This window comes from Sulfitobacter sp. M13 (assembly GCF_053474885.1).
Genome location: NZ_CM130281.1, coordinates 1,198,821 through 1,222,003 on the forward strand (window position 1 = coordinate 1,198,821; position 23,183 = coordinate 1,222,003).

Genomic DNA, 23,183 nt, shown 5'->3' on the forward strand with positions numbered 1-23,183 from the left:
TGTATGAGGCTTAGCCCATGCGAGTTTGGCGGCTCATTTGTTGAACCGTTCTGGGTATAGGATAGCGAACTGATTGCGGGCAGCAACCCATTCTCTGACGGCCCTGCCTGTCTTTTCAAAACTGCGGATGGCCAGATAGATCAGCTTTGTCGCAGCATCATCAGTGGGAAAGCTACCGCGCGTTTTGGTGGTTTTTCGGATGACGCGGTTCAAGCTTTCAATCGCATTTGTCGTGTAGATGATTTTGCGCACTGCTGGTGGGAAGGCGAAGAACGGGATGACTTCTTGCCACGCGCGTCGCCAGCTTGGAGCGATTGACGGGTACTTTTGGCCCCATTCGGCCTCAAAATCAGCAAGGGCTTTCTCCGCCTCGGTGTCATCCGTGGCCTGATAAATCCGCTTGAGGTCTTTTGCGACGTTCTTGCGATCTTTCCATCCGCAGAAGTTCAGGGAATGGCGCACGAGATGGACAATGCAGGTTTGGACTGTGGTCTCAGGGAATGCGGCATTGATGGCATCTGGAAAGCCCTTGAGGCCGTCCACAACGGCGATCAGGATGTCTTCGACGCCGCGATTGCGCAGGTTGTTCATTACCGAGAGCCAGAACTTGGCCCCTTCGTTGTTGGCAATCCACAGGCCGAGAACCTCGCGTTCGCCCTCGGCGTTGACGCCCAGGGCTACGTAAACGGCTTTATTCTTGACCTGACGGCTTTCCGCATCGCGGATTTTGACCCGAAGAGCATCAAGGAAAACAATGGGATACATCGGCTCCAGAGCCCGGTTCTGCCAGTCTGATACTTCCTCCAGAACGACATCTGTGACGCGGCTGACAAGATCGCAGACACCTTCAGCCCGTAGACCTCTTCGAGATGGGCGCGGATGTCGCGGGTCGATAACCCCGCTGCATATAAGCCGATGATTTTGTCATCCATACCGTCGATCCGGGTTTGACCCTTCTTGATCAGTTCCGGTTCAAAACTGCCCTCACGGTCGCGCGGGACATCAATCGGCAGCGCCCCATCATTGCCCTTCAACATCTTGCGCGACGTGCCATTGCGGCGGTTGCTCTGTTGGTTTGTGGGCTGGGTGTCAGGCTCATAGCCTAAATGCTCGGTCAGTTCAGCGCCAAGCATCCGTTCCATCAGGCGCACCTTCAGCTCTTTCATCAAGCCCTGATCGCCCAGTAAATCGTCCGCGTTCTCAACGCCGCTCAGCAGCTCGTCTAAAACTTCCTTGGATATCGTCATTGTCGTCATGCTCCTTCGTTAATGAAGCATGGGCCAAATTACTCATACACAGAAGATCGGACACTCTCGATGCGGATGCTATCTTGGCCTCTTTTGAAGCGGAAATTTCCGAACCCTGGCATGGATGATGGCAACCAATGAAGGCACAACCAGATCCTGCGACCAATTCAGCTCAAGAGCCCACAGTCTACGATTTACGACTGGTGAACAAATATATGAGGTTCCCGTCCGGATCGGATTCTCTGACAGGGGTAAACCCGACGCGTGACGGTTAACACCATACGGTGACTGCGCAACCTTCACGACAGAGCGAAATCTGATAATTTCCAGCTATCAAACCTAATTCCTTCTGTCCTGCGCATCGCAGACTCACTTCCTGTTCAACAGAACAGGAAGCACCACAATTCTCATGAGTAAAACAGATCTAACCACATGCGTGCGAAGCGGGCGCCCGCTCTCCAAGTTGGCCCTGGCGCATCACCTTGGCGTGGACCGCGCGACGTCTGCTGCAATCGCAAAGAAGCGCCATCTGAAATGCGATGGCATCACTTATCCTTGGCGCAGGATCTGGACCGCGATCTACGGCGTGAAGGGATCAGATTTGGCAGCGCATTTGGCTGAATTGAAAGCGCGCCACCCGGACTCAAAGGCTCTCGCCAATATCAAAGATCTGGAAGCAGAGCTCCGTGCACCCCTGATCAGCTTCGCAGAAATGGCCCTGCGTCGAGATATGAAGCCCAACACACTTTCGAGGAGAGTGAAGGAAGGAAGGGAAATCCTGCCGTTTCCACCTATCCAACTGGGCGGTCGGCTTCGTCACTTCCGGCCTCTGGAAGTCGATCTATGGATTAAGGAGGAGATCCAACTTGATTTGCCGCTACCGCCTGTATGGACCTCAGATAAGAGAAACGATGACACTGGTGGGTCCCAGAACGAGCCTGAATCCGAGACACATGGTGAATGTGAACCGGACCCAGTTCTTTCGGACCCTGAGGACACCAGAAAGGCGGTTTTTGGCGACTTCAAGCCGGATCAACGGACCTCTTCCGAATAGCCGGAAAAAGGTGAAACCTCCCCTCATTACCGGTAGCGGGAAATAAACGACGGTTTCACCTTTTCTGCTGAATAGACGGATAAAAGCGTCTTTAACGGAGCTTCCTGAGCAAAAGGACTTTTTATGACCCTACCTTTTTCAACCCTCGTCTCGAACACTCCAAAGCCGGCTCAGGTGCAGACCATGCAAGATGTGTGGGACTGGATACTCTCGCACGCACCAGACCCGGCCGAACCGAAGAAAGGCAACCCACACGGTTTTAGGCTTCAATACCTGACAACGCTCAAACGCCACTGCGGCGATGCGCCACTCTGCACCATTCCCGCTGATCTTGAAGCGTTCGATAAGGACTTTCCAAAGGCGAAGAAGAACGTGCATCCGCGCCCCGATCTTGATCAAGATCTCAAAGCATACAAGAAGTGGCGACAGAATTGTCGCAAGGCCGTTGAGATCACCACTGGTGCAGCGGTTGAGAAGGCAGAGCTACGCGCGCGCCAGGATGGCTGGTCAGATCTTCTTGGGGCCGTAATCACGCATATCAAAAATGGTGGGGGCATTCACCCGGCTGCTACCGCGCATGTGGTTCACCTCTCCGATATCGGTCGGCGCATCGGAATCGAACCTTGGGAGTTGAACGACGGTGACATTCTCAACCGTCTCGAAGCAGGCTTTGTTACGCCATCCGATTTGCAGAACGCCCGCAAGGCGCAAAAGTTTTTGAATAGCTATCGCTATATCCCGGAAATCGCCGCTGTACTGCCGACCGCGACCCTACCGGTTTTCCCAACATACCGACAGTATCAGTCCCTTCCGGATCATATCGAGGTTTACTTGCTCGAACTGATTAAGCGCGCCGCTGGTAAGGTCGACGAAGTCATGGGCAATGACGACCACAAGCCAATTAGCGAAAAAACCAAGACGGTATGGCGGTCGGCTCTGCGTCATCACGTCAGGACCTTGGTGAAATGTCCTGCCTATCCAGATCTAAATTACAATCGCCCGATCACTGATCTAACAACAATCAATGATCCAAGCTCGCTGTTCGAGCCGGCACATCTGCACGCAACGATGCGTCACACCCGCGACATGGAGCACCTGCCGGGGCACATTTGTCATGTCAGCGGTTACAATTACTATGGCGACCTGCTGACGATTTTGAGCCGAAATGATCTTCTCGACAGCGCCGACTGCATCAAGATCAAAGAATGCAGCTTCATGAAACAAGGTGCGCAGCTGGCAAACGGTATGACCGCTTCAAACGAAGCATGGTGCAAAGCGCTGGTGCAAAGCCCTGAGAAGAGGAAGCGGTTTCGGAATATGCACCGCTTGATGGTACGCGACGCCACAGCGATGATCCCACCAGCTGCTTTGACTATGCCAACGCAGAAGCCCGAAGATTCCCAAGCCTATCGTGAGTTTCTGGCAAAGCATCTCTCAGCCAATGATCTCGCCAGACTGCGCCAAATAGGCACCTGCGCCGCGGCCTGTGCAATTGAATACACGGGGCGTCCGATCCGAATGGCTAACGTGCTGGGTCTGCGCCTCAAAGGCTCCCAACAGAACTTCTTCAAGCCCGGCAACAGTCACGAAAACTGGGAATTTCAACTGGCAGCGCATGAGACCAAATCCGGTAAGAAAGAGCCTATGACACCGCTAAACAAGAAGATGGGTGGTCCGCAGGTGCTGGCTTGGTACCTTGCCCGGATCCGACCACTCTTTGAGCATGAGGCAACGAGCATCTACCTCTTCCCCGCTGTGCAGGCACAGGGGCAGTCGCTCAATCACAAGACTTTTGACACTTGGTTCCAGCGCGCAGCATCTTCGGTAAAGCTTCCAATGACATTCCATAAATGGCGTCATGGCTATGCTTCTCTCCTGCTCGCAAGTTCATGGAACAACCTGTCCCATGCCGCGCAAATGCTCGGAAACACGCCCAGTGTCTGCGAAAAGAATTACGGCTGGATTGACGAAGAAAGACTCGTGCTGGAAACCCAAGATACGATGTTCGAGCTTGAAAAGGCTGGCCTATGACACCGCGTGTCGTTCTTCTGCGCCAACCACATATGGAAACTCTCCGGGATCACTTCGCCACGGTGCTCGATGCAATGCCATATGCCGAGCTGCAAGGGATTGAAGCCTTCATGAGGTTCTGTGCCGAGAACCGCGTCTTTGATCCATCGAAAGAGGATATCAACGCGTTTGCCGCGTTGGGTGAACAGCCACCAGAACTCATGCTGAGCTTGGCTGATGCCCTGCATCGGATTGGGTTGTCCGAGGAATGCACAACTTCCCGCATTGTTGCGGAAGCGCGTCGACATCGCATGAACTTCAAAGGGATCACCAGGGGCGCAAACCGAGCATACTTACGGTGGGTCTCTATGCCAATCGACCAGCTACCCGATGAATGGCAGACGACTTTGAAACGCTTACGCCTCGAAGAGAGATTTGCCCCTTCGGTCTGGGCTCGTATGGTAAGTCGACTGGGCATGTTTGCTTGGTCGGCTAAACGCGCAGGTCTGCCCCTCGACCTCGGAAACACCGACGCTCTCAAAGCGCTCTATGTTGATATGCGTGAGCGATCGAAAGATATTCAACGTCGCCGTGATGAAAAAAACGGCCAGGTTCGATCTGTGTATACGCCACGCTGGGCCTACCTGCGTAGCACTTGGGAAGAGTTGCGCCGCTTCGCCAAGCACCATGGTCTGCCTCCGGCGGTCCTCAACCAGCTGACAGACACCTATACCGAACTTGCGACTCTCGAAAATCGGCAAGAGGCTGAGAAGGTTGCTAAGGCACGGGCCGCTGGTTCTCGATTGGACCTTTACCAAGAAGCAGAAAAGATGCTGGCAGATGCCAGCCTCAAAAAACATCCACAACAGCGCCACGCTTTACGCAACCGTGCGGCCGCCATTGCATTAGGTTGCGCCGTGCCTGCGCGACCCGAAGACGTAGTCAAACATCACGTCTTTGGGCAAGGGATCACATTCGAGCCGGGGCGCAACGCCTATCGCTTTCGATACATACCGCAGAAAACCCGGTTCAGCACTGGTCGCAAAATAAATATCCCTCTCCTTCCAGTCTGGAACAAGTTCATTGACGCGCTGGTCCTACAAGATCAGGACCCTCGCTATCTTGGCCAACTGCGCGCCAAGGCCATCGACGAGAAGCGGCCGCTCTATGTGCAATATGACGGCACCCCAGCAGTCTACGCTTGGTATAGTCGCATGTGGGCATCTCCTTCTCCCATCACCTCACCACGATCGCGAAGAAAATCGTGGCTTGCGTAGTCCTTCAGAAGATTGACCGTGTCGACAACGGTTACCATCGTGTCCAATCGCGCCACTTCTGACAGGCTCACCCCATCCTCATCACGAAAATCGAATGTCGCGGCTACAGGCAGAGGTTCAGAAATACCCGTGGATTCAATGAGGAGGTAATCAAAGCGCCCTTCTGTAGCGAGGCGGCCAACTTCTTGCAGTAGGTCATCACGAAGCGTGCAACAAATGCACCCGTTGGTCAGTTCGACCAACGCTTCTTCTGTGTGACTCAAGTTAGCGCCACCGTCGCGAATGGTGTCGGCGTCGATGTTGACCTCCGACATATCATTTACAATTACGGCAACACGGTACCCGTCACGGTTTTGTAGAACTTCATTCAGAAGCGTCGTTTTGCCAGCCCCCAAAAAGCCCGAAAGGACAGTAACAGGAAGGCGCGTGTCTGTGGTTGCCGATGGGGTATTCATTCTGGTTTGGCCTTTGGGCTGAGGTGTTCCGGGATGGATCAGTACGCCTGCCAGATGTCGCAAGCGTACCGCGTTGATGTGTGAGTTAGTGCGCGATCATGCTTTGCGCGATATCAGCACCGCTCATATTTGCTGGAAAATATGTGGGCCAATTGGTAACTTCCGTCAGCAGTTCCGCGCGGTCATTGCCCCAGTACAGGTGGTAGTGGTCCGACTTGGTCGGCACGATTATGTGATCGCTGAACTGGATGAACTGCGGCGCGGCCTCGTCGCCACTCGACTTTTCATAGATGTAACGTACACCTTGGTTGCCGGACTCGTAGGTCAAAATTTCGTAGCCGTCGTTTTCGTATTGCCCTTGAACGGGCTGCCCATCCCGAAAGAACGTCACACTGGACCCGACAATGAGAATGCGCTCCACATCTGTGGTATAGCCTGTGTTGTAGTACGAGCGATATTCTTCGACGGTTTTGTCGCCGTCTTCGGCCTTATGCGCAAGCACGGCGTCCAAAGTCCCATCTCGCAGGAACGGATAGATCGACTGCCAATCGTTCTCCCAATCTGACAGGTCACGCGCCTGCACGTCTGCAGCATTTACCAACGACGGTTCATGGTCGTGATTTGCGTGGCTTTGGGCGTGCGTTGTCGCGGAAGTTGATGTTTGGGCAATGGCCTGCGTTGCAAATGTGGCAAACGCACCGATGGCGATGACGGCTGCTCGTTTTGTGGTGAATTTTAGCAAAAGATTTCTCCGGTTAAGTAATGATTCGCTACGTTATAACATAACATTTAATTGCTTGGAAGCGCTTGACGATTTTGGCAAGCGCTCGAGCTGATAGATTGAGGTGAAACAAGGATAGATAGCTGGAAGTGGTCATTTGGGTTGGAAGAGCAAATGTCAGCAAAGTCCGCATTGCAGACCTCAGTGCCTCGCGCAGCGAACGACCGCTTCCCGCCCTTGGTGTCGGCCGAAGCGAACGGCCCAGACCTGCCGTTCGTCATGCTGTTGAGTTGCTGCAGTGCGGCCCGTCAGACCGGACTTTCGCCACACTGCCGAAATCCTGACCCACTCGAATTCACACATGCGTACAATGGGTGAATTCGAAGTTCTTTCACCAATGACTGCTATCGGTTGCCAATCCTACCGATTGGTACTTTGTGGTTATTGATCTAAACTCGACATCCAAGCTCAAATGCGGTCTTGTTTGAGCAAGAACGCAGCCGTTTCCAATAGGCTTTTAGATACGTCTCGAAACTGAATCCCAAGTTTCGCTTGCGCTTTGACACTGCTGACCTCTGCACGTTGACCCAGTGCCGAAACGATCCCACGGATCGCAGGGTCGAATAGCGCCAAAAAGCGCATTACCAAATTCGGGGCCACGCGTGTCGCGATTTTCCTGTCCGGGTATTGTGCCTTGAGAATGGCTGAAATGTCCGAGAATTCCAAATACCCGCCGCAGCAGGCAAATCGTTCGCCCACGCTATTGGGGTCCTCAAGGGCCGCAATGTGGGAGGCTGCAACGTCCCGCACATCAACGCAAGAAAAGCCCATTTTTGGCACCATCGGGTCCTTACCAGATAATGCTCGCTCTACGAGTGCCAAGGATGCTCCATAATGTTGCCCGATTGGTTGTCCGAGCACCAGGCCAGGATTGATGGTCGTCAAAGCAATTTCTGGAGCACGATTTGCGACGAAATCCCAAGCGGCGCGCTCGGCCAGCGTTTTGGACTTCGGATATGCCGCTGACTTTGTTGTGTCGGCCCAATCCTTCTCGTCAAATGCTGTCCCTCCGGGCTTTTGAGGATAGCTGACAATGGCGGCCGTCGACGATGTTAATATTACGCGATTTACGCCCGCATTCTGTGCAGCCTTCAGAGCGCGTAGCGTTCCATCTACCGCAGGCCGGATCAGCGTTTCCTCGTCTTTTGGGGCGTCCAGCGGAAAAGGCGATGCAGTATGTATTAACGCACCAAAACCTGTTAGCGCGGTGTCCCAACCCATGTCATGTCCGAGATCTAATGCTACACATGATAGCTTTTTCGCAACTGTTTGCTCTGGAACTCCCGCCGCAATCATCTCAGTTCGCAACCTGGCTTCACTATCCAAAGAGCGGACCGAACCGCGCACTGTATATCCTTTTTTCAAAAGTTGAAAAATCAGATGTTTGGCAACATAGCCGGTGGCACCAGTGACAAAAATTGTTTGGGACATAATGTACCTCGGTAAAAATCCAGAGAAATCTTTAATATCGTAGTGCTGACTTGATGAACTGTCGATGCTGCAATCGCAGCGCACGATGCTAAGGAGGTGGAGCAGTTAAGGGCCTTCACTTAGCAGAAACGGCCATTCTTTGCATCAAAGAGTTCGGTATTTTGGGCTCACTTCAACCCTTAGGTCGAGCGCAGAAATCGCGCCTGATAGTTACTTTGCGACTGATAGGAACGGCCCTTAGCGGACTTTTGCTACGCAGCCAGGCCCATCAGTACGACGTTCTCAAAGCTGACATTTATGATATCAACACACTCATCCTGTTTTGCGGGGGAGCGGACACGACTTTGCTGAAAACTGAGTGCTTAACTGCAACTTGGACTAACGGTGAATACAAGCGCAGCATCTACTTGAGCGTTGCATCGAATGTGATGACCACTCGGTCGCCAGTGTTGGCCGCTGCGGTCGCAATCTTTGCGTTTAGGATGTTGCGGCCGGAGAACTCGATCGAGTTTTGATCCAGTTCGACTTGTTGCGGCCGGATGCTGTAGCCGCTTTCTTCGAGTGCAGTGGACCAATCTCCAAACAAGATGTCTATGTCGGTTTCAGTGCTGAATGAGAACATTCGAATACTCGACCCGATGGCGCGATCCATCTCTATCGCTGCATCATCCGGCAGCATAAGTACTTCAGGAACCCAGCCATGCGGAACTTCATCGGCATAGGCGATCACGCCCGCGAAAAGCACCAACGTAAGACCGAACAGCATATCTCTCATTTTCCCGCAAAGACGGCGAAAAGACATGCCGGTCATGAGGGTACGCGGCGGGGCCGTGACATTGAACGCGTCGATCTGGCAATATGCAAAACTCATTCCAGTAAGTTATAGAGGCACCTTGGAAGTTCAATACGTTTTCACGACATGTCCAAGGCAATGGCGGACTTCGGCTCCCTGCGCCCTTGCAACCATCCCTGCGAACCGCAGCATCCGTCGAAATGTGATCCAAACGGCCTTGCATCAGCGCGGAAAGACACGGGATTTGTCGGCCGCCTGAACGGCCGCTGTTTGGGCTGCGGTCCGACTGGCTCGCACCCGCAGCGAATTACCGCTACCCGCCCTTAAATGCGAGCCTTCGCAGCCGCAGCGGAAACGCAGCGACCGGCAGGAATGTCCGCCCAGCGTTCATTGGCGTAAAATACGTCACATGACAGTTTTCAGTGCTTTCGACAGTGCTCGAGCAAATTCTATGACCGTGGATTTTGAGAAATTCATGACCTTTAGAAAATGGTATTTTGCGACCAATGCCTTCGTCCGCAGTAGCTTCAATTCTGCCAATACGCTTCGGGGGTACCACCATTTATTTTCGCCGCGAAAATACTGCCTATGGCTTGCCGCTTAGCGCACTCGCAGTAGGCGAAAACTGACGAGATATAATATCGCAGCAGTGTAGCGAAGTCTTGCGCGAATTAGAGTTAGGGATAGGTTGGCCTAATTTCTGTTTTTGCTTTCTGCCTCTTTGCGAGCAGCAAGAAAAACAAAAATCAGCCAGCTCAATTGTTGAAACCACGCGAGGGCGAAAGGAGGATTCCGACCCCGTGCTTGTCCGTCCGCGGAGACGGGAACATAGAAGGAGTTCCGTATGACACGGAAACAATTAATCGCGCTGTTAAAATCATTCATAGCGCAATATGACCTCGACCTTCAGAATGCAGCTTATCTGCTCGGTGACAGAGCCGCTCTGATGCGCTTGCCGCGCTTCCGGAAGGCACTGTCAGCCAAGAAACCAAAATATCACCACCTGGGCCGCGAGCTCAACTGGCTCTGCGACTTGCTTAGCCTGGGCATAGTTAGTGAAATCAATAGCGACGAGTCAGATTATTTCCCGCTGATTGATCCGGCGGACGATGTAGTTTGGACAATCTGCGTTTTGACCGACATCGCACAGGGGCTATTAGATGGATTCTATGAGTTTTCGGAGACATCTGAAAATGATCTGAGCGAGGTGGCAGCATGAGCTATATCCGTCGCGAAGAGAGCCTCGAAACGATGGTCGCACGTGCAATAGGCGAGGGGGGCAACTTTGCTGACAGCTATGCCCGCACTGGTCTTAGTATCAAAGGTTATCACCACCGAAAGCTCCCAAAAACTTTGGCACGCTTAGAGTGCGGTGATGTATTTGATACGAGGGACGATGATTGCATCACTGCCATGGGCGATGCCCTCGTAGCAGAAGCAAATGCAATTAGGCCGGGATACGGCAACCGCGTTCTCAACAGTTGTACGTACGAAGACCTGCTCTTCGACGAACAACTGGAACACCTGCGCTGGTTAATCCTCCGCTGGGAGAGCTTCTCCCTGGTTCGCCAGCAGGTGCGTGGGCGTTTGGCAGCAAAGCGGTTGCTCGCAGACGTTGGTGAGCACTGAATGCGAATACTGACGGGGCCGCATGGATGCGGCTCCGTACTTGAGCGAGTTAGCTTACGGCAATTCTAACCCATCGTCCGATTAATAAGCTTCCTCAAAGCTTGCAGCCTTTAATTTCTATGACATTGAGGAAGTTAGCGTGGCAATGGGCACTACAATTCAGCATACAAGGCGAGCATGCTGCTGCGGCGATTAGCAGCCTTCGGCACCATGCCTAAGCTCCGCAGGTGTGCGGACAAGGAACTCGACACTTGACGTAGTACTTCTGCCAAGCGTTGACAAAGCTCAGGCCCGTGCCTGCAAGGCTTCAAAGCCAGCACGCTTCATGGTGTTCTTTGGCAAGTTCAACGGGCGCAGCGCAGTTACTTCGCGTAGTCTTGCTGCTAACTGCCGCACCTTTTCATGCGATAGTTTTCCAATACCCGACTGCTCGAAAAGCGGTTGCGCCAGATTTGGGTCACGCACAACGACGGTATCCGCTTCAGAAAGTTCACCAAGTGTAATCTCTACATCGAGTGATGAGCCTTGCGCCAAATTGCATGATATGATCACTGGAAAGCCATACTGACGTTTTTTACCGATTTGTAGTTTGAAATCTGCTTTATCGACGGCATCCTTCAGGTCACTGAGGTGATGCGCTGTATAGTGCACGTTGATGATTGAACCATGCTTGTGCCCTGCGAGTGCTTGGCGTTGGCCTTCCTCAACGTCCTCTCGCTTCAGGGCACTCGAGAATGTTTTCCGAAGCGCATAGAAATCCTCATCAAAATCGCCAATCCCAATGTGATTGAAGATCCGGCGAAGGTGCTTGCCATATGCAGTACTTACTTCTCCGGACTGGGAGCGTCTGGCAGCCTCGGGGAACAAAAGAATACCGTGATCTTGCTGTAAAGACTGAAACCATTCGATGAATCCGAGATCGATCAGCATCTGTGGGATAGGAACGAGGCGCTTCGCGTCTTCCGTTTTACCACTATTGTCTGCACCTGATGCGATTGCCAATAAATAGATCCCATCACGGAATCGAACATCGCTTCGTTTGAGCAATAGGATCTCTTCAATTCGAGATCCTATTGTTAAAACAACCAGCGGCACCCAATAGTCTGCGTCGCGAATGATGAGGTTTCCGCGCTGCCAGCGACGGTGTTCGGACGCGCAGCCACTGTAAATCGGGCACGATAGAAGCTTTGAAATCCTTTCTTTCGTCCAAGGCATGCGGATCTTCGGTTTCGTGACACGGACATAGAGTTTGTCCTCTGGCGCAAGAGATCTGATGTGATGTTCCATTTTGGAATATGAGATGGTCTCTGGTACATCGGCACCCAGTTCCTTGGCCGATTTGAACATGCGGTTCATGGAGTCGCGATATTTCTTAAACGTGTTGATGGTCACGCGTGGAACAAGACGATCCGCCAACATCGCTCGCTTTTCGGCATCCGAAACGCCTTCAATCAATCGAATTTCTTCTAAGCAAAGAAGGTCCTCTGCATCGGCTTTCGAGATTTCTTCTGCCTTGGTTACGGTTTTTCCGGCTTGCCCATGGCGGTTCCTGCCATGACTTCTGCCTTGAGTTCTTGGCAACCGTGAAGCCCACCCCAAAAATTCTTTCTGTTTTACTTTCGTCAATAATGAGATGGGACTGTTGCCAAAGAATTCCTCCAGAAGTCGGTGAACCCCAGATGTAATCCGCTTCATATCTTTTGAGGGATAAAGCTCATCGGTTTTGGACTTTGCTTCGGACAAGAGGACAGGAGCCTTAATAAAAGCATCAAATTCCGCAACGCCATGGTCTGCCAAAAGGTCTCGACTGGCTGTTCGCACATCATCGCCTTCATCCATAGCGATTTTTACATCGTTGAGACGTCTCTTTAGCGTAATGGCACGTTGCCCCAGATCGTTAGAGATAGGCTCTTGTAGATCTACAGAAATCAAAGCACTGGCCTTCTGTAGAAGGACCTGCACGTCACCCCATTGCTTGTTGCGGGCCGATTGACGCAAGTGTCGGTTTTCCGCCTCAAGTGCTGCAACCCGTTGATCAATATCTGCATCAGATACCGGATTGGCCAAGCTTTCTTCAGCGGCCATCTTACTCAGTTCGCCACGCATTGCCTCCAACAATATCGCTTTAGCGGTATCGGGGCTCAAGTTTTGTTTGGTCAGTGCGTCCACGAAGTCTAACTCCTTTTTCTCGTAGACCGAAAGCAGCCTGGCGGCACGCTTCACGGCGTCGAGCGGGAGGTGGGTTCGCAAAGAAAGACAGATAAATTGGTTTGAACCGAATTTTGATATGCATATTGGCAAACGTTTACGGAAATAAAACATCCGGCCTCTACGCATCAGGTAGGGGCCGGCTCGATATTTAGGTTTTTGTCGGTGGTTTCGGCGGGCTGAAACGCGATGCTGCTGGGCATAGCGCGCAAGGCCATGTGTCACACCCTGTGTCACAGTCTCAGAATGCTGTGACACACACGTCGTACCAGACTTGGTTAAGTCTTTGTTATTTCGAGTGTGTCTAAGAAAGTTGGCTGGGATGGTAGGATTCGAACCTACGGTACACTGTACCAAAAACAGTTGCCTTACCACTTGGCTACATCCCAACGTGTGGGCGTAGTTAGTCTGGGTTGCGGGGGGGCGCAAGACCCTTATCGACAAAAAGTGGTGGGAATCTTGGAATTTATTAATCTGTCTGGTCCCGAGGCTTGGGGGGGCGTAAAAATCTGGGGGCTTCGGTGGTCCGAGGCGTCAGGCCTGTCGCGCGTCGCGAAGTTTCACGGTCTGTGCAGGCCTTGCGATCGCGGCGGACCCTCGCTGAAAATGGGGCAGAGCGGGGACAAGACATCAGGGGCGGGGAAAGAGGCCGGGCCCTGACTGCTGCGCCGGCCTCTTTCTTATATAGTGCTCAGGGCAATCGCTGCGGACAGCCCTGGATTAACCCTCGCAGTCGATCAGGATGGCACCGGCGCGGGCACCGGCCTCGACGGCCTCGTGTGCTTTGATCGTGTCCGATAGTGCGAAGGTCTGCTCTACCGGACAGTGCAGCGCGCCGTCGGCTAATGCTTGGTGGGTCTTTTCGATTGCCAAGGCACGTTCGGTTTCGGTCAGCAGGTAGACGAGGATGATGTCGATGGTGACCGCCTTGAAGAGCAGGGGCAGGAAGGGGAGTGTCGGCTCCATCACCTTGGCAGACCCGTAGGCCGCGATGCGCCCGTTGGGTTTGATCACTTCGGCATCCAGCGCGATATTTGCGCCGAACTCTACCTCGATGATCTGGTCGACGGGTGCGCCACCGTTGGCGTCCAGCACCTGTTGCGCCAGATCGGTCGCACTATAATCTACCACCACATCGGCACCGGCGGACTTTGCGCGTTCGGCCCCGCTTTGCCCGGTGGTGGCGATGACACGTGCGCCGGCCCAAGTGGCGAATTGTACCGCCAGATAGCCGACGGTGCCCGCGCCCCCCTGAATAAGAAGTGTTTGTCCGGCGACATCCCCCCCGTTGAATACCGCATGGGCTGCGGTCAATCCGGGGATGCCAAGGCTGGCCGCTGTTTCAAAGCTCACGTCATCGGGCAGCGGTACCGCCTGCGCCTGTGGCAGGGCGATATGTGTCGCGGCAGTGCCGAAAGGCCGCTGCCATTGTCCGTTCCAGATCCAGACGCGCTGGCCGACGCGGGCGGGGTCCACACCTGCGCCGACTGCTTCGATCACGCCGGCGCCATCGCTGTGCGGGATCACCTGATCGAACGGCGGATGGGTCACGCCGGGGCGGCCGCGCCGGGATTTCACGTCAGAGGGGTTTACCCCCGATACTGACAGCCGGACCAGCACTTCGTCCGCGGCTGGGGCGGGGGTTGGCATTTCGGTCAGGGTCAGCACGTCACGCGCTTCGCCAAGGGTTGAATAGGTGACTGCTTGCATGGGGGCTCCTGATCATTGGGCAAGGTGTTGCGTCACCTAAGCCCAAGATCGCGCCATGTGCAATTGCGGGGCTAGTCGCGCAGTTCTTGCGCGCCCACGCCCCACAGCCGCGCCTTGGGGGCCCAGCCCTTAAAGCCGTCGACCCGCAAGTAGCACCATTCAAGGTCGCATGCCCCGAGCCGCGCGATCACGCCCAGTTCAAGTTCTGCCTCGATAGGGGCCTTTGGGTCGGGACGCGCCCGCAATTGCAGGCGGTCCTGTTCGACCAAAACGGTGCGCGTGCCGGATAATAGGGAATAATGGACCCAGCCGCCCATGCCGTCGCGGTCTTCGACGCGGCGCCAGTGGCCGTGCTCTGCCGTGATGCGCAGGGGCAGGTCGCGATGTTTGAACACCCAATCGATCCGGTGCGTCAGCGAAGGACCGCGCCGCACATTCCCCTCGCTGGCTTTCATAGACACAAAGCGGGGCACCGGCAGGTTCGTCACCTGTCCGACCTCTTCCGAATAAACGGGGGCGCTGAACAGGTGAACAGCTGCAAAAGCGCCTAAAAGGACGGAACGTAACTTCGGTATCATGACTGCCTGTCTGGTCTATTGCCGTTGATTTAATGCAGTTTTGCCCTGCGAGGTTCTTGTGCCTCGTCTCTGCTTGGGACACCATGCCATCAAGCACAGTGCAAAGCCATATTTGGGAGGCCCACAATGTCAAAGCAACCGCTAAGTGTTGTAGTCACGCGACGGTTGCCGGAAGTCGTCGAAAAGCGATTGACGGAACTGTTCAATGTGACGTTGCGCGAAGATGACACGCCGATGACCCGCTCTGAACTGGGCGAAGCCATGAAAACCGCGGATATTCTAGTGCCCACCGTGACCGACGAAATTGACGCGGCCCTGATCGGGCAGGCGGGGGACCGGCTGAAACTGATCGCGAACTACGGGGCGGGCGTCGATCATATTGACGTGATGACGGCCCGGCAGCGCGGTATCTTGGTCTCGAACACCCCCGGTGTGCTCACCGAAGACACCGCAGACATGACCATGGCCCTGATTCTTGCCGTGACGCGGCGCATGTCCGAAGGGATGGCGCAGATGCAGTCAGGCGACTGGCAGGGCTGGGCCCCGACCGCGTTGCTTGGGGGGCGTGTCAGCGGCCGTCGCTTGGGCATTCTAGGGATGGGGCGTATCGGTCAAGCTGTCGCGCGCCGCGCTGCCGCGTTCGGGATGCAGGTTCATTACCACAACCGCCGCCGCCTGCGCCCCGAGATCGAAGAGAGCCTAGGCGCGACCTATTGGGAAAGCCTTGATCAAATGGTTGCGCGGATGGACGTGATGAGCATCAACTGCCCCCACACCCCAAGCACCTTCCACCTGATGAACGCCCGCCGGCTTAAACTGATGAAGCCGGATGCGGTGATCGTAAACACCTCTCGGGGGGAAGTTATCGACGAAAATGCCCTCACGCGGATGCTGCGCGCCGGGGAGCTGCAAGGGGCTGGGCTGGACGTTTATGAACACGGCACAGCCATCAATCCGCGTCTGCGCGAGCTGACCAATGTCGTGCTCTTGCCGCATATGGGGTCGGCCACGCTAGAGGGCCGCGTCGAGATGGGCGAAAAGGTCATTATCAACATCAAAACCTTCGAAGACGGGCACCGTCCACCGGATCAGGTTGTCCCGTCGATGCTGTAAGCGACGCGCCAGCGCGGTTCAATTTGCGCTGGCGATAAAAACAAGTAGGTTGGCCCTAGGCACCGGAACGGGGAGGGGACCATGCTTGTGAAAAACATCGGAAAACATATCGGGCAGACCTGCTTTGCCATCGTCGTCGCTGGCTTTGCCGGCAGTATGGTGGTGGCGCAGCAGGCCGCCGACAGCGTCGCCCCTGAAGGCGCAAGCCAAGGTACCTTTACCGACATATCCCCTCAGATCGCTGCCGCATTTGACGCCAAGACGGCAGGGAAACCTGTTGTCGCACAAAACTGGATGGTCGCCGCTGCCAATCCCCATGCTGTGAAAGCAGGCGCAGATGTGCTGGCCAAGGGCGGCACCGCTGCCGATGCGCTGGTCGCCGTCCAAGCGATGCTGGGGCTGGTTGAACCGCAAAGCTCGGGCCTTGGGGGCGGGGCGTTTTTGGTCTGGTATGACGCGGCATCAGGCAAGCTGACCACACTCGACGGGCGTGAAACCGCACCACTGGCGGTGACGCCACAGCTGTTTCAGGATGCTCAGGGTGTCCCGCTGGGGTTCTTTGATGCGGTCGTCGGTGGGCGTTCCGTCGGAACACCGGGCACGCCTGCGTTGATGGCCGCTGCACATGAAAAATGGGGCAACCAGCCGTGGGCTGATTTGCTCGCGCCGTCCATCGCATTGGCCGACAAGGGTTTCGCCGTTTCCCCACGCCTTGCGGGGCTCGTGGCGGAGGACGCCGAAAGGCTGGCAACTTCGGAAACGACAGCATCCTATTTCATGCCGAACGGCACGCCGGTGCAGGCCGGGGATACGCTGAAAAACCCTGACTATGCGCGCACGGTCGCGGCGCTGGCTAAACGCGGGAGCGATGCCTTTTATACCGGTGACATCGCCCGTGACATTGTGGCGGCTGTCCAAGGGGCCAAAGGCAACCCCGGTGTGCTGTCAGAAGTCGATCTGTCGATCTATCAGGTCAAAGAGCGCGATGCCGTCTGTGCGCCCTACCACGGGCACGAGGTCTGCGGCATGGGGCCGCCCTCGTCCGGCGCGCTGGCCGTGGGGCAAATTCTGGGGCTGCTGGAAAATGCGGACCTCGGCGCAGGTCCGGCGGACGCGCAGGTGCTGCGGCTGATCGGCGATGCCTCGCGGCTCGCTTTTGCGGATCGGGGCCGCTATATCGCGGATACCGATTATGTGCCTGTGCCGGTGGCTGGAATGCTGGACCCGACCTATCTGGCGGAACGTGCCAAGCTGTTGCGGGGCGACGACGCCCTGCCCGAAGTGACCGCGGGCGCGCCGGCTTTTGATCACGCGCTAAACCTTGCCGATGATATCTCTATCGAGCTGCCCTCGACCTCGCATGTGTCGATTGTTGATAGCATGGGCAATGTGGCGAGCATGACCACGACGATTGAGAACGGCTTTGGTAGCCGCCTGATGGTACGCGGGTTTCTGTTGAATAACGAGCTGACGGATTTCTCTTTCCGGTCGCACACCGACGGGGTGCCGATTGCCAATCGTGTCGAGCCCGGAAAACGACCGCGGTCGTCGATGGCACCGACGATTGTGATGAAGGATGGCGCGCCGGTTCTGGCCGTGGGCAGCCCCGGTGGCAGCCGGATCATCGGCTATGTCGCCGGAGCGATCATCGCGCATCTGGACTGGGGCATGGACGTGCAGCAGGCCGCAGCGCTGCCCCATGCGATCAACCGTTTCGGTCCCTATGACTTAGAAGAAGGCACTGACACTGCCAAAATGGCAGATGCGCTGACAGCCCTTGGGTACGAGGTGAACACACGCGCACTGACCTCGGGGCTGCACATGATTTCGATTGGTGACGACCTGCGCGGCGGGGCAGATCCGCGCCGCGAAGGTATCGCCCTTGGCGAGTGATCGCCCACTTTGACCTAAAGGAAAGACCATATGGCACAGGCCACCGACATGCCCCGCAACGAGACCGGGATCGACACCGCCTTGGGTATCCTCAAGCAGCAGTTCGGCACACAGTTTCAAACCGGTGAGGCGATCCGCGAACAGCACGGGCACACAACAACTTGGATCAGAAATCAGGCCCCCGATGCGGTGGTTTTTGCCCGCTCGACCGATGATGTCGCCGCCGTGGTCAAGGTGTGTGCCGCGCATAAAGTGCCGGTCATCGCCTTCGGCACCGGCACCTCGCTTGAGGGGCACGTCAATGCGCCGGCGGGGGGCGTGTCGATTGATCTGACCCAGATGGACCGTGTGGTCGAGGTCAACGCGGGCGATCTGGACTGTCGCGTCCAACCCGGTGTGACCCGCGAGGCGCTGAACACCCATTTGCGCGATCAGGGCCTGTTCTTTCCGATTGATCCGGGGGCCAACGCCTCGCTTGGCGGGATGACGGCGACGCGGGCGTCGGGCACCAACGCGGTGCGCTACGGCACCATGAAAGACAACGTGCTGGCCGTAGAGGCGGTGATGGCTGATGGCACCGTGATCCGCACCGGTGCGCGGGCGCGCAAATCGTCTGCGGGGTATGATCTAACACGGCTGATGGTCGGCTCTGAGGGAACTTTGGGGGTCATCACCGAGATCACGCTCAAGCTGCAAGGCATCCCCGAGGCGATTAGTTCGGCCCGCTGTTCCTTTCCGTCGGTAGAGGCCGCCTGCGAAACGGTACAAAGTGTCATCCAATACGGTTTGCCCGTAGCGCGGATCGAGCTGCTGGACGCGCTGGTCGTGCGCGCAGTGAATGGCTATGCCAAGCTATCGCTGCCTGAAACGCCGATGTTGCTGCTTGAATTCCACGGCTCTGACGCGGGCGTGGTCGAACAGACAGAAACCTTCGCAGCACTTGCCGAAGAAAATGGTGGCACCGATTATCAGGCAACCACCACGATGGAAGAGCGCAACAAGCTGTGGCAGGCGCGGCACGATGCCTATTGGGCGATCTTGGCGCTGCGTCCGGGGTGCAAGGCGGTAGCGACCGATGTTTGCGTCCCGATCTCTCGGCTGGCAGACGCAGTAGGGCAGGCCAACGCCAAGGCCGCCGAGTTGGAATTGGTCGCGCCCATCGTGGGCCACGCCGGCGACGGCAATTTTCACGCGTCGCTGCTGCTGGATATGGAAAATGCGGGGGAGGTCGCCCGCGCCGAAAGCTTTATCAGCTGGCTCAACGAGATGGCGATCTCGATGGAGGGAACGTGTACGGGCGAGCATGGCATCGGGCAGGGCAAACGCCCCTATCTGGTCAAAGAGCTTGGCGCCGCGGTCGATGTCATGGGGGCGATCAAACGGGCGCTGGACCCCGATAACATTATGAACCCGGGCAAGATTCTACCCGAAGCCGTCGCGTGACAGGCTAGCGCAAAGTTCGAAGTTGGTCCCTGCCTAGGGCAGGGACGCGATGCCTCCGGCGGGGATTTATTGCCATTTGGAAGCGGCGGGTGCGCGAGTTTTTCAACGTTGGTCGCATTTGTGCTGTCTTTGGTCGGCTGGGTTCTGCGTTTTGCGCAAGGGCTGCTAAATGTCGCTAAGACCTATTCTGGCGGAGCATCGGATTCATGAAAACTCAAGTCAAAGCACTGGTAGTGGGCGGCGGCGCCGTCGGCACGTCGATTGCCTATCATCTGGCCCGCGCCGGATGGGATGATGTCATGCTGCTTGAGCGGGACGAGCTGACGTCCGGCTCTACCTGGCATGCAGCGGGGTTGCTGCCCTATTTTAACATGTCCTTTGCCACCACGCACATCCATGACTATTCGATCAAGTTCTATAAAACGCTTGAGGAAGAAACCGGTCTGAACGCGGGCTTTGCCGTGGTCGGCAACCTGCGCATGGCGCAGACGGACGCGCGCATGGACGAATACATGCTCTATGCCTCAACGGCAGAAACCTGTGGCGTACCGTACACATTCATGACGCCCGACGAAGTCAAAGCTAAATGGCCGCTGATCAAGACCGACGATCTGAAAGGCGCACTGTATCACGATACCGACGGCTACATTAACCCCGCCGATGTCACCATGGCGATGGCAAAAGGGGCGCGGCAGCGCGGTGTGATGATTGAGCGCAAGTGGCAGGCGGATGCGTTTCACTGGAATGGGGATGCCTGGGAAGTCACATGCACTAAGATGGCAGAACGTGGCGGCAACCTGGTGCCTACCGATGAGCAGATCGTTATCACCGCCGAACACGTCGTGACGGCCTCTGGCAACCACGCGCAGCGGACGGCTCAGATGCTTGGGATCAAGATGCCTGCCATTCCGGTGGAACATACGTTTATCGTGATGGATCAGGACCCTGAGCTGGTCAAGTGGCGCGCGCAGGGCAATCCGGAGCATCCGGTTGTGCGTGACGCCGACAATGAATCCTATGCGCGCGAAGAACGGGGCGGCTGGATTCTGGGCATCTACGAGCACGGCGCGCCAGCGCGGTTTGAGTACGGAGTGCCGGACAGCTTCCGGGCCGATCTTTTCCCGCTGGATCTGGACCGGATCGCGGATCAGTATATGGCGATGGCCGAACGTGTGCCGTCCTGCGCCGACTCCGGGCTGAAAGACGATTTCAACGGGCCGATTTGTTATACGCCTGATGGGAACCCGCTGGTTGGTCCGGCACCGGGGCTGCGCAACATGTGGCTGGCCGAAGGGTTTTCCTTTGGGATTACGGCTGCGGGGGGGACGGGGTATTACCTTGCGCAGATGATGGTCGAGGGCGAGGCCGAGATCGACATGGCATCACTGGACCCCAAACGCTATGGCGACTGGATGACCACCGAATATGCCGCGCGCAAGAACGAAGAAGCGTATGAGCACGTCTATATCCTGCACCATCCCGACGAAGAACGCCCTGCGTGTCGCCCCTTACGCATCTCGCCCGCCTATGACCGTCAAGCCGCCCGTGGTGCGCAGTTTGGTCATGTGAATGGCTGGGAGCGTCCGAACTATTTTGCGCCCATGGGCTTTGACGATCACGCCAGCCGGTCGTTCCGGCGCGGCGCGTGGTGGGAGCATGTGGTAGAGGAAGCCAAGGCGATCCGCGAAGGCGTGGGGTTGATCGATGCCACAGCCTTTACCAAGCATCTGGTCAAAGGGCCTGGGGCGACGGAATTCCTGAGCTGGTTCACGTGTAACAAGCTGCCGTCCGTCGGGCGGATCAACCTGACCTATGCGCTGACCATCAACGGTACCACGCGTACCGAATATACCATCGTGCGTCTGGCGCAGGATGAATACTACCTTGTGTCTGCGGGTGCCTGGACCGCCTATGACAGCGATTTCCTACGCAAGGCCATCGCCGATAAAGCGCCAGAGTTTGGCTATATTGAATGCCATGATGTCACCACACAATGGGGTGTTTTCGCCATTGCCGGTCCGAAATCGCGTGACGTGCTGAAGGAAATCATCAAGGACGCTGATCCCGAAACGGTGCTCAGCAACAAGCGGTTCCCTTGGCTGACCATGCGCAAAATCGAGCTGGGGATGGTCCCCGTGCGCGCCATCCGCGTCGCCTATACCGGAGAGCTGGGCTGGGAGCTGCACCACCCGATCGAGATGCAGAACCACCTGTTCGATCTGCTGGAGAAAGCCGGCGAGAAACACGGGATGAAGCTGGTCGGTGCACGGGCGCAGAACTGGTTGCGGCAGGAAAAATCATACCGCGCCTTCGGCAACGAGCTGGGCCGTGACGCGACCCCGCTTGAGGCCGATCTGCCGCGCTTTGTTGATTTGTCGAAAGAGTTCCACGGCAAGGACGCGATGCAGGCGCATGGCATCCGCAGTAAATGTGTGACGATCTTGATTGACGGGCCAGAGGATGCCGATCCCTGGGGCCGCGAAGTGTTGTACCATGGGGACACACGTGTGGGCCGTCTGACCTCGGGCGGGTATTCGGTGGCATTCGGTAAATCCATCGGCATGGGCTATGTCAAACCCGAGATCGCCGTGGTCGGGACCAAGCTAAAGATCAAGATGTTCGACCAGCTGTGGGACGCGGAGATCGTCGAGGACAGTCCTTATGATCCCAAGAACGCGACGATCCGCGTGGATGGCTAGAGCCTGACCTTAACCGAGCGGCGGCCTGTTCTGCCGCTCGGCCATGCGCTGCCGATGATGTTGTAGATACGCAGGATCGGGCAGGAACCGCTCGGGCAGTTGCAGGCTTTCGGAGGCTCCGACAGTTAGCTTGCGTTTGGCTTCATCAGGCATGTCATCGGCGATGAGCATGCGGTAGTCGTCGTCAAAACTGATCAGATGCCGGTCAAAGGCGCGATCATGCAGGGCGTTCAGACAGATACCGTTTTCAGGGTAAAACCGCTGCGCCTCGTTCTCTTGCCACCCGACAATGTGGCTTGCGGTCAGAAGACGCGCGTCATCGATCCCTGTCAGCGCGCAGCGTGACCGGTAGTTGTTCATGATCATCTCGCGGAAGAAGCTTTGACCGCGGCGCTGCACCACCGCACGTCGGGTGACCTCTGATTGCTTGGCGATCCAGTCTGCTTGCCGCTGCTCCGAAAAACCGGGCATCTGGGACTTTGGCGGCTCAAGCTGTGCTTCATAGGCGGCAAATACAAAGGAGGGATCCTGCCGATATCGCGCCCACATCTGCCGGTCCAGCGCTGACAGATTGGCGAGCCCCTTTTGCGGCAGCGTTTCGTCCAATGCGGCGAGGTTGGACAGTTTCATCGCCACAGACGACGGCGTGCGCCCGATCCGTTCGGCCATGCGGATAATTTGCGGTGTGGCAGAGTGGAACTTGCCAAAGGGCAGCAGCAGATACAGCGACAAAGCCTCTGTTACCTCGTCTTCGGTCCAGTTTCGACGCGTCGCCATGTGCCTGCCATTTCCGCTTGAGAAATCGTGACAGGTTCACTTTATAATTGCAATGTCCAAGGTAGCGCCCTGATAGATTGCTTTC

16 protein-coding genes, 1 tRNA gene and 2 pseudogenes are annotated in these 23,183 nt (G+C 56.1%); 9 read left to right on the forward strand and 10 right to left on the reverse strand.

Annotated elements, in window-relative coordinates; genetic code table 11:
* Nucleotides 1-33 precede the first annotated feature (33 nt).
* Nucleotides 34-1,247 (reverse strand): annotated as a pseudogene (locus ACVBAU_RS05695) (IS256 family transposase).
* A gap of 409 nt (nt 1,248-1,656) precedes the next feature.
* On the opposite strand from ACVBAU_RS05695, the gene ACVBAU_RS05700 reads away from it, so the two are divergent.
* From ACVBAU_RS05700 to ACVBAU_RS05710, 3 genes are all read left to right on the forward strand, one after another.
* Nucleotides 1,657-2,301 carry a hypothetical protein gene (locus tag ACVBAU_RS05700; protein WP_448328380.1) on the forward strand — a complete coding sequence of 215 codons (645 nt, stop codon included), beginning with the start codon at nt 1,657-1,659 and terminating at the stop codon, nt 2,299-2,301.
* A 123-nt stretch (nt 2,302-2,424) separates the two neighbouring features.
* Nucleotides 2,425-4,332 (forward strand): hypothetical protein, encoded by a 1,908-nt coding sequence (locus ACVBAU_RS05705; RefSeq protein ID WP_448328381.1) that lies wholly within the window; start codon nt 2,425-2,427, stop codon nt 4,330-4,332.
* Nucleotides 4,329-5,588, forward strand: a complete 1,260-nt coding sequence (locus ACVBAU_RS05710) for a hypothetical protein (protein WP_448328383.1) — start codon at nt 4,329-4,331, stop codon at nt 5,586-5,588. Before ACVBAU_RS05705 ends, ACVBAU_RS05710 begins: the two co-directional genes overlap by 4 nt.
* On the opposite strand, the pseudogene ACVBAU_RS05715 reads toward ACVBAU_RS05710, so the two are convergent.
* The 4 genes and pseudogenes from ACVBAU_RS05715 to ACVBAU_RS05730 all read right to left on the reverse strand — a co-directional run.
* A pseudogene (locus ACVBAU_RS05715) lies at nt 5,534-6,043 on the reverse strand (GTP-binding protein); the annotation flags it as partial. The gene ACVBAU_RS05710 and the pseudogene ACVBAU_RS05715 overlap by 55 nt on opposite strands.
* 85 nt (nt 6,044-6,128) lie before the next feature.
* Nucleotides 6,129-6,785 (reverse strand): ZinT family metal-binding protein, encoded by a 657-nt coding sequence (locus ACVBAU_RS05720; protein ID WP_448328385.1) that lies wholly within the window; start codon nt 6,783-6,785, stop codon nt 6,129-6,131.
* A 447-nt stretch (nt 6,786-7,232) separates the two neighbouring features.
* Nucleotides 7,233-8,255, reverse strand: a complete 1,023-nt coding sequence (locus ACVBAU_RS05725; protein WP_448328387.1) for an NAD-dependent epimerase/dehydratase family protein — start codon at nt 8,253-8,255, stop codon at nt 7,233-7,235.
* Between the two features lie 403 nt (nt 8,256-8,658).
* Nucleotides 8,659-9,126 carry a hypothetical protein gene (locus tag ACVBAU_RS05730; RefSeq protein ID WP_448328389.1) on the reverse strand — a complete coding sequence of 156 codons (468 nt, stop codon included), beginning with the start codon at nt 9,124-9,126 and terminating at the stop codon, nt 8,659-8,661.
* Between the two features lie 766 nt (nt 9,127-9,892).
* On the opposite strand from ACVBAU_RS05730, the gene ACVBAU_RS05735 reads away from it, so the two are divergent.
* Both ACVBAU_RS05735 and ACVBAU_RS05740 read left to right on the forward strand, forming a co-directional pair.
* A complete protein-coding gene (locus tag ACVBAU_RS05735) occupies nt 9,893-10,267 on the forward strand; it encodes a hypothetical protein (RefSeq protein WP_448328391.1) in 375 nt (124 codons plus the stop codon).
* Nucleotides 10,264-10,677, forward strand: a complete 414-nt coding sequence (locus ACVBAU_RS05740) for a hypothetical protein (RefSeq protein ID WP_448328393.1) — start codon at nt 10,264-10,266, stop codon at nt 10,675-10,677. The genes ACVBAU_RS05735 and ACVBAU_RS05740 overlap by 4 nt, the downstream gene beginning before the upstream one ends.
* Nucleotides 10,678-10,962: 285 nt before the next feature.
* Here the strand turns inward: ACVBAU_RS05740 and ACVBAU_RS05745 are convergent, their stop codons facing one another.
* The 4 genes from ACVBAU_RS05745 to ACVBAU_RS05760 form a co-directional block, all read right to left on the reverse strand.
* The gene (locus ACVBAU_RS05745; RefSeq protein WP_448328395.1) at nt 10,963-13,143 is read right to left on the reverse strand and encodes a tyrosine-type recombinase/integrase; all 2,181 of its coding nucleotides are present in this window, start codon (nt 13,141-13,143) and stop codon (nt 10,963-10,965) included.
* Between the two features lie 56 nt (nt 13,144-13,199).
* Nucleotides 13,200-13,274 (reverse strand) — tRNA-Gln (locus ACVBAU_RS05750).
* A gap of 331 nt (nt 13,275-13,605) precedes the next feature.
* A complete protein-coding gene (locus ACVBAU_RS05755) occupies nt 13,606-14,595 on the reverse strand; it encodes an NADPH:quinone reductase (protein ID WP_335745085.1) in 990 nt (329 codons plus the stop codon).
* A gap of 71 nt (nt 14,596-14,666) precedes the next feature.
* Nucleotides 14,667-15,173 (reverse strand): SH3 domain-containing protein, encoded by a 507-nt coding sequence (locus tag ACVBAU_RS05760; protein ID WP_093734334.1) that lies wholly within the window; start codon nt 15,171-15,173, stop codon nt 14,667-14,669.
* A gap of 126 nt (nt 15,174-15,299) precedes the next feature.
* Between ACVBAU_RS05760 and ACVBAU_RS05765 the strand changes: the two genes are divergently transcribed.
* From ACVBAU_RS05765 to ACVBAU_RS05780, 4 genes are all read left to right on the forward strand, one after another.
* The gene (locus ACVBAU_RS05765; protein ID WP_138924034.1) at nt 15,300-16,286 is read left to right on the forward strand and encodes a 2-hydroxyacid dehydrogenase; all 987 of its coding nucleotides are present in this window, start codon (nt 15,300-15,302) and stop codon (nt 16,284-16,286) included.
* A 156-nt stretch (nt 16,287-16,442) separates the two neighbouring features.
* Nucleotides 16,443-18,179: a gamma-glutamyltransferase gene (ggt, locus tag ACVBAU_RS05770; RefSeq protein WP_448328912.1), complete on the forward strand. Its 1,737-nt coding sequence runs from the start codon at nt 16,443-16,445 to the stop codon at nt 18,177-18,179.
* A gap of 30 nt (nt 18,180-18,209) precedes the next feature.
* Nucleotides 18,210-19,622, forward strand: a complete 1,413-nt coding sequence (locus tag ACVBAU_RS05775; RefSeq protein ID WP_335745087.1) for an FAD-binding oxidoreductase — start codon at nt 18,210-18,212, stop codon at nt 19,620-19,622.
* A gap of 206 nt (nt 19,623-19,828) precedes the next feature.
* Complete coding sequence (locus tag ACVBAU_RS05780) at nt 19,829-22,321, forward strand: GcvT family protein (RefSeq protein ID WP_448328398.1); 2,493 nt, start codon at nt 19,829-19,831, stop codon at nt 22,319-22,321.
* Between the two features lie 9 nt (nt 22,322-22,330).
* Here the strand turns inward: ACVBAU_RS05780 and ACVBAU_RS05785 are convergent, their stop codons facing one another.
* On the reverse strand, nt 22,331-23,098 hold the full coding sequence (locus ACVBAU_RS05785) for an HNH endonuclease (RefSeq protein ID WP_448328400.1): 768 nt from the start codon (nt 23,096-23,098) through the stop codon (nt 22,331-22,333).
* Nucleotides 23,099-23,183 lie beyond the last annotated feature (85 nt).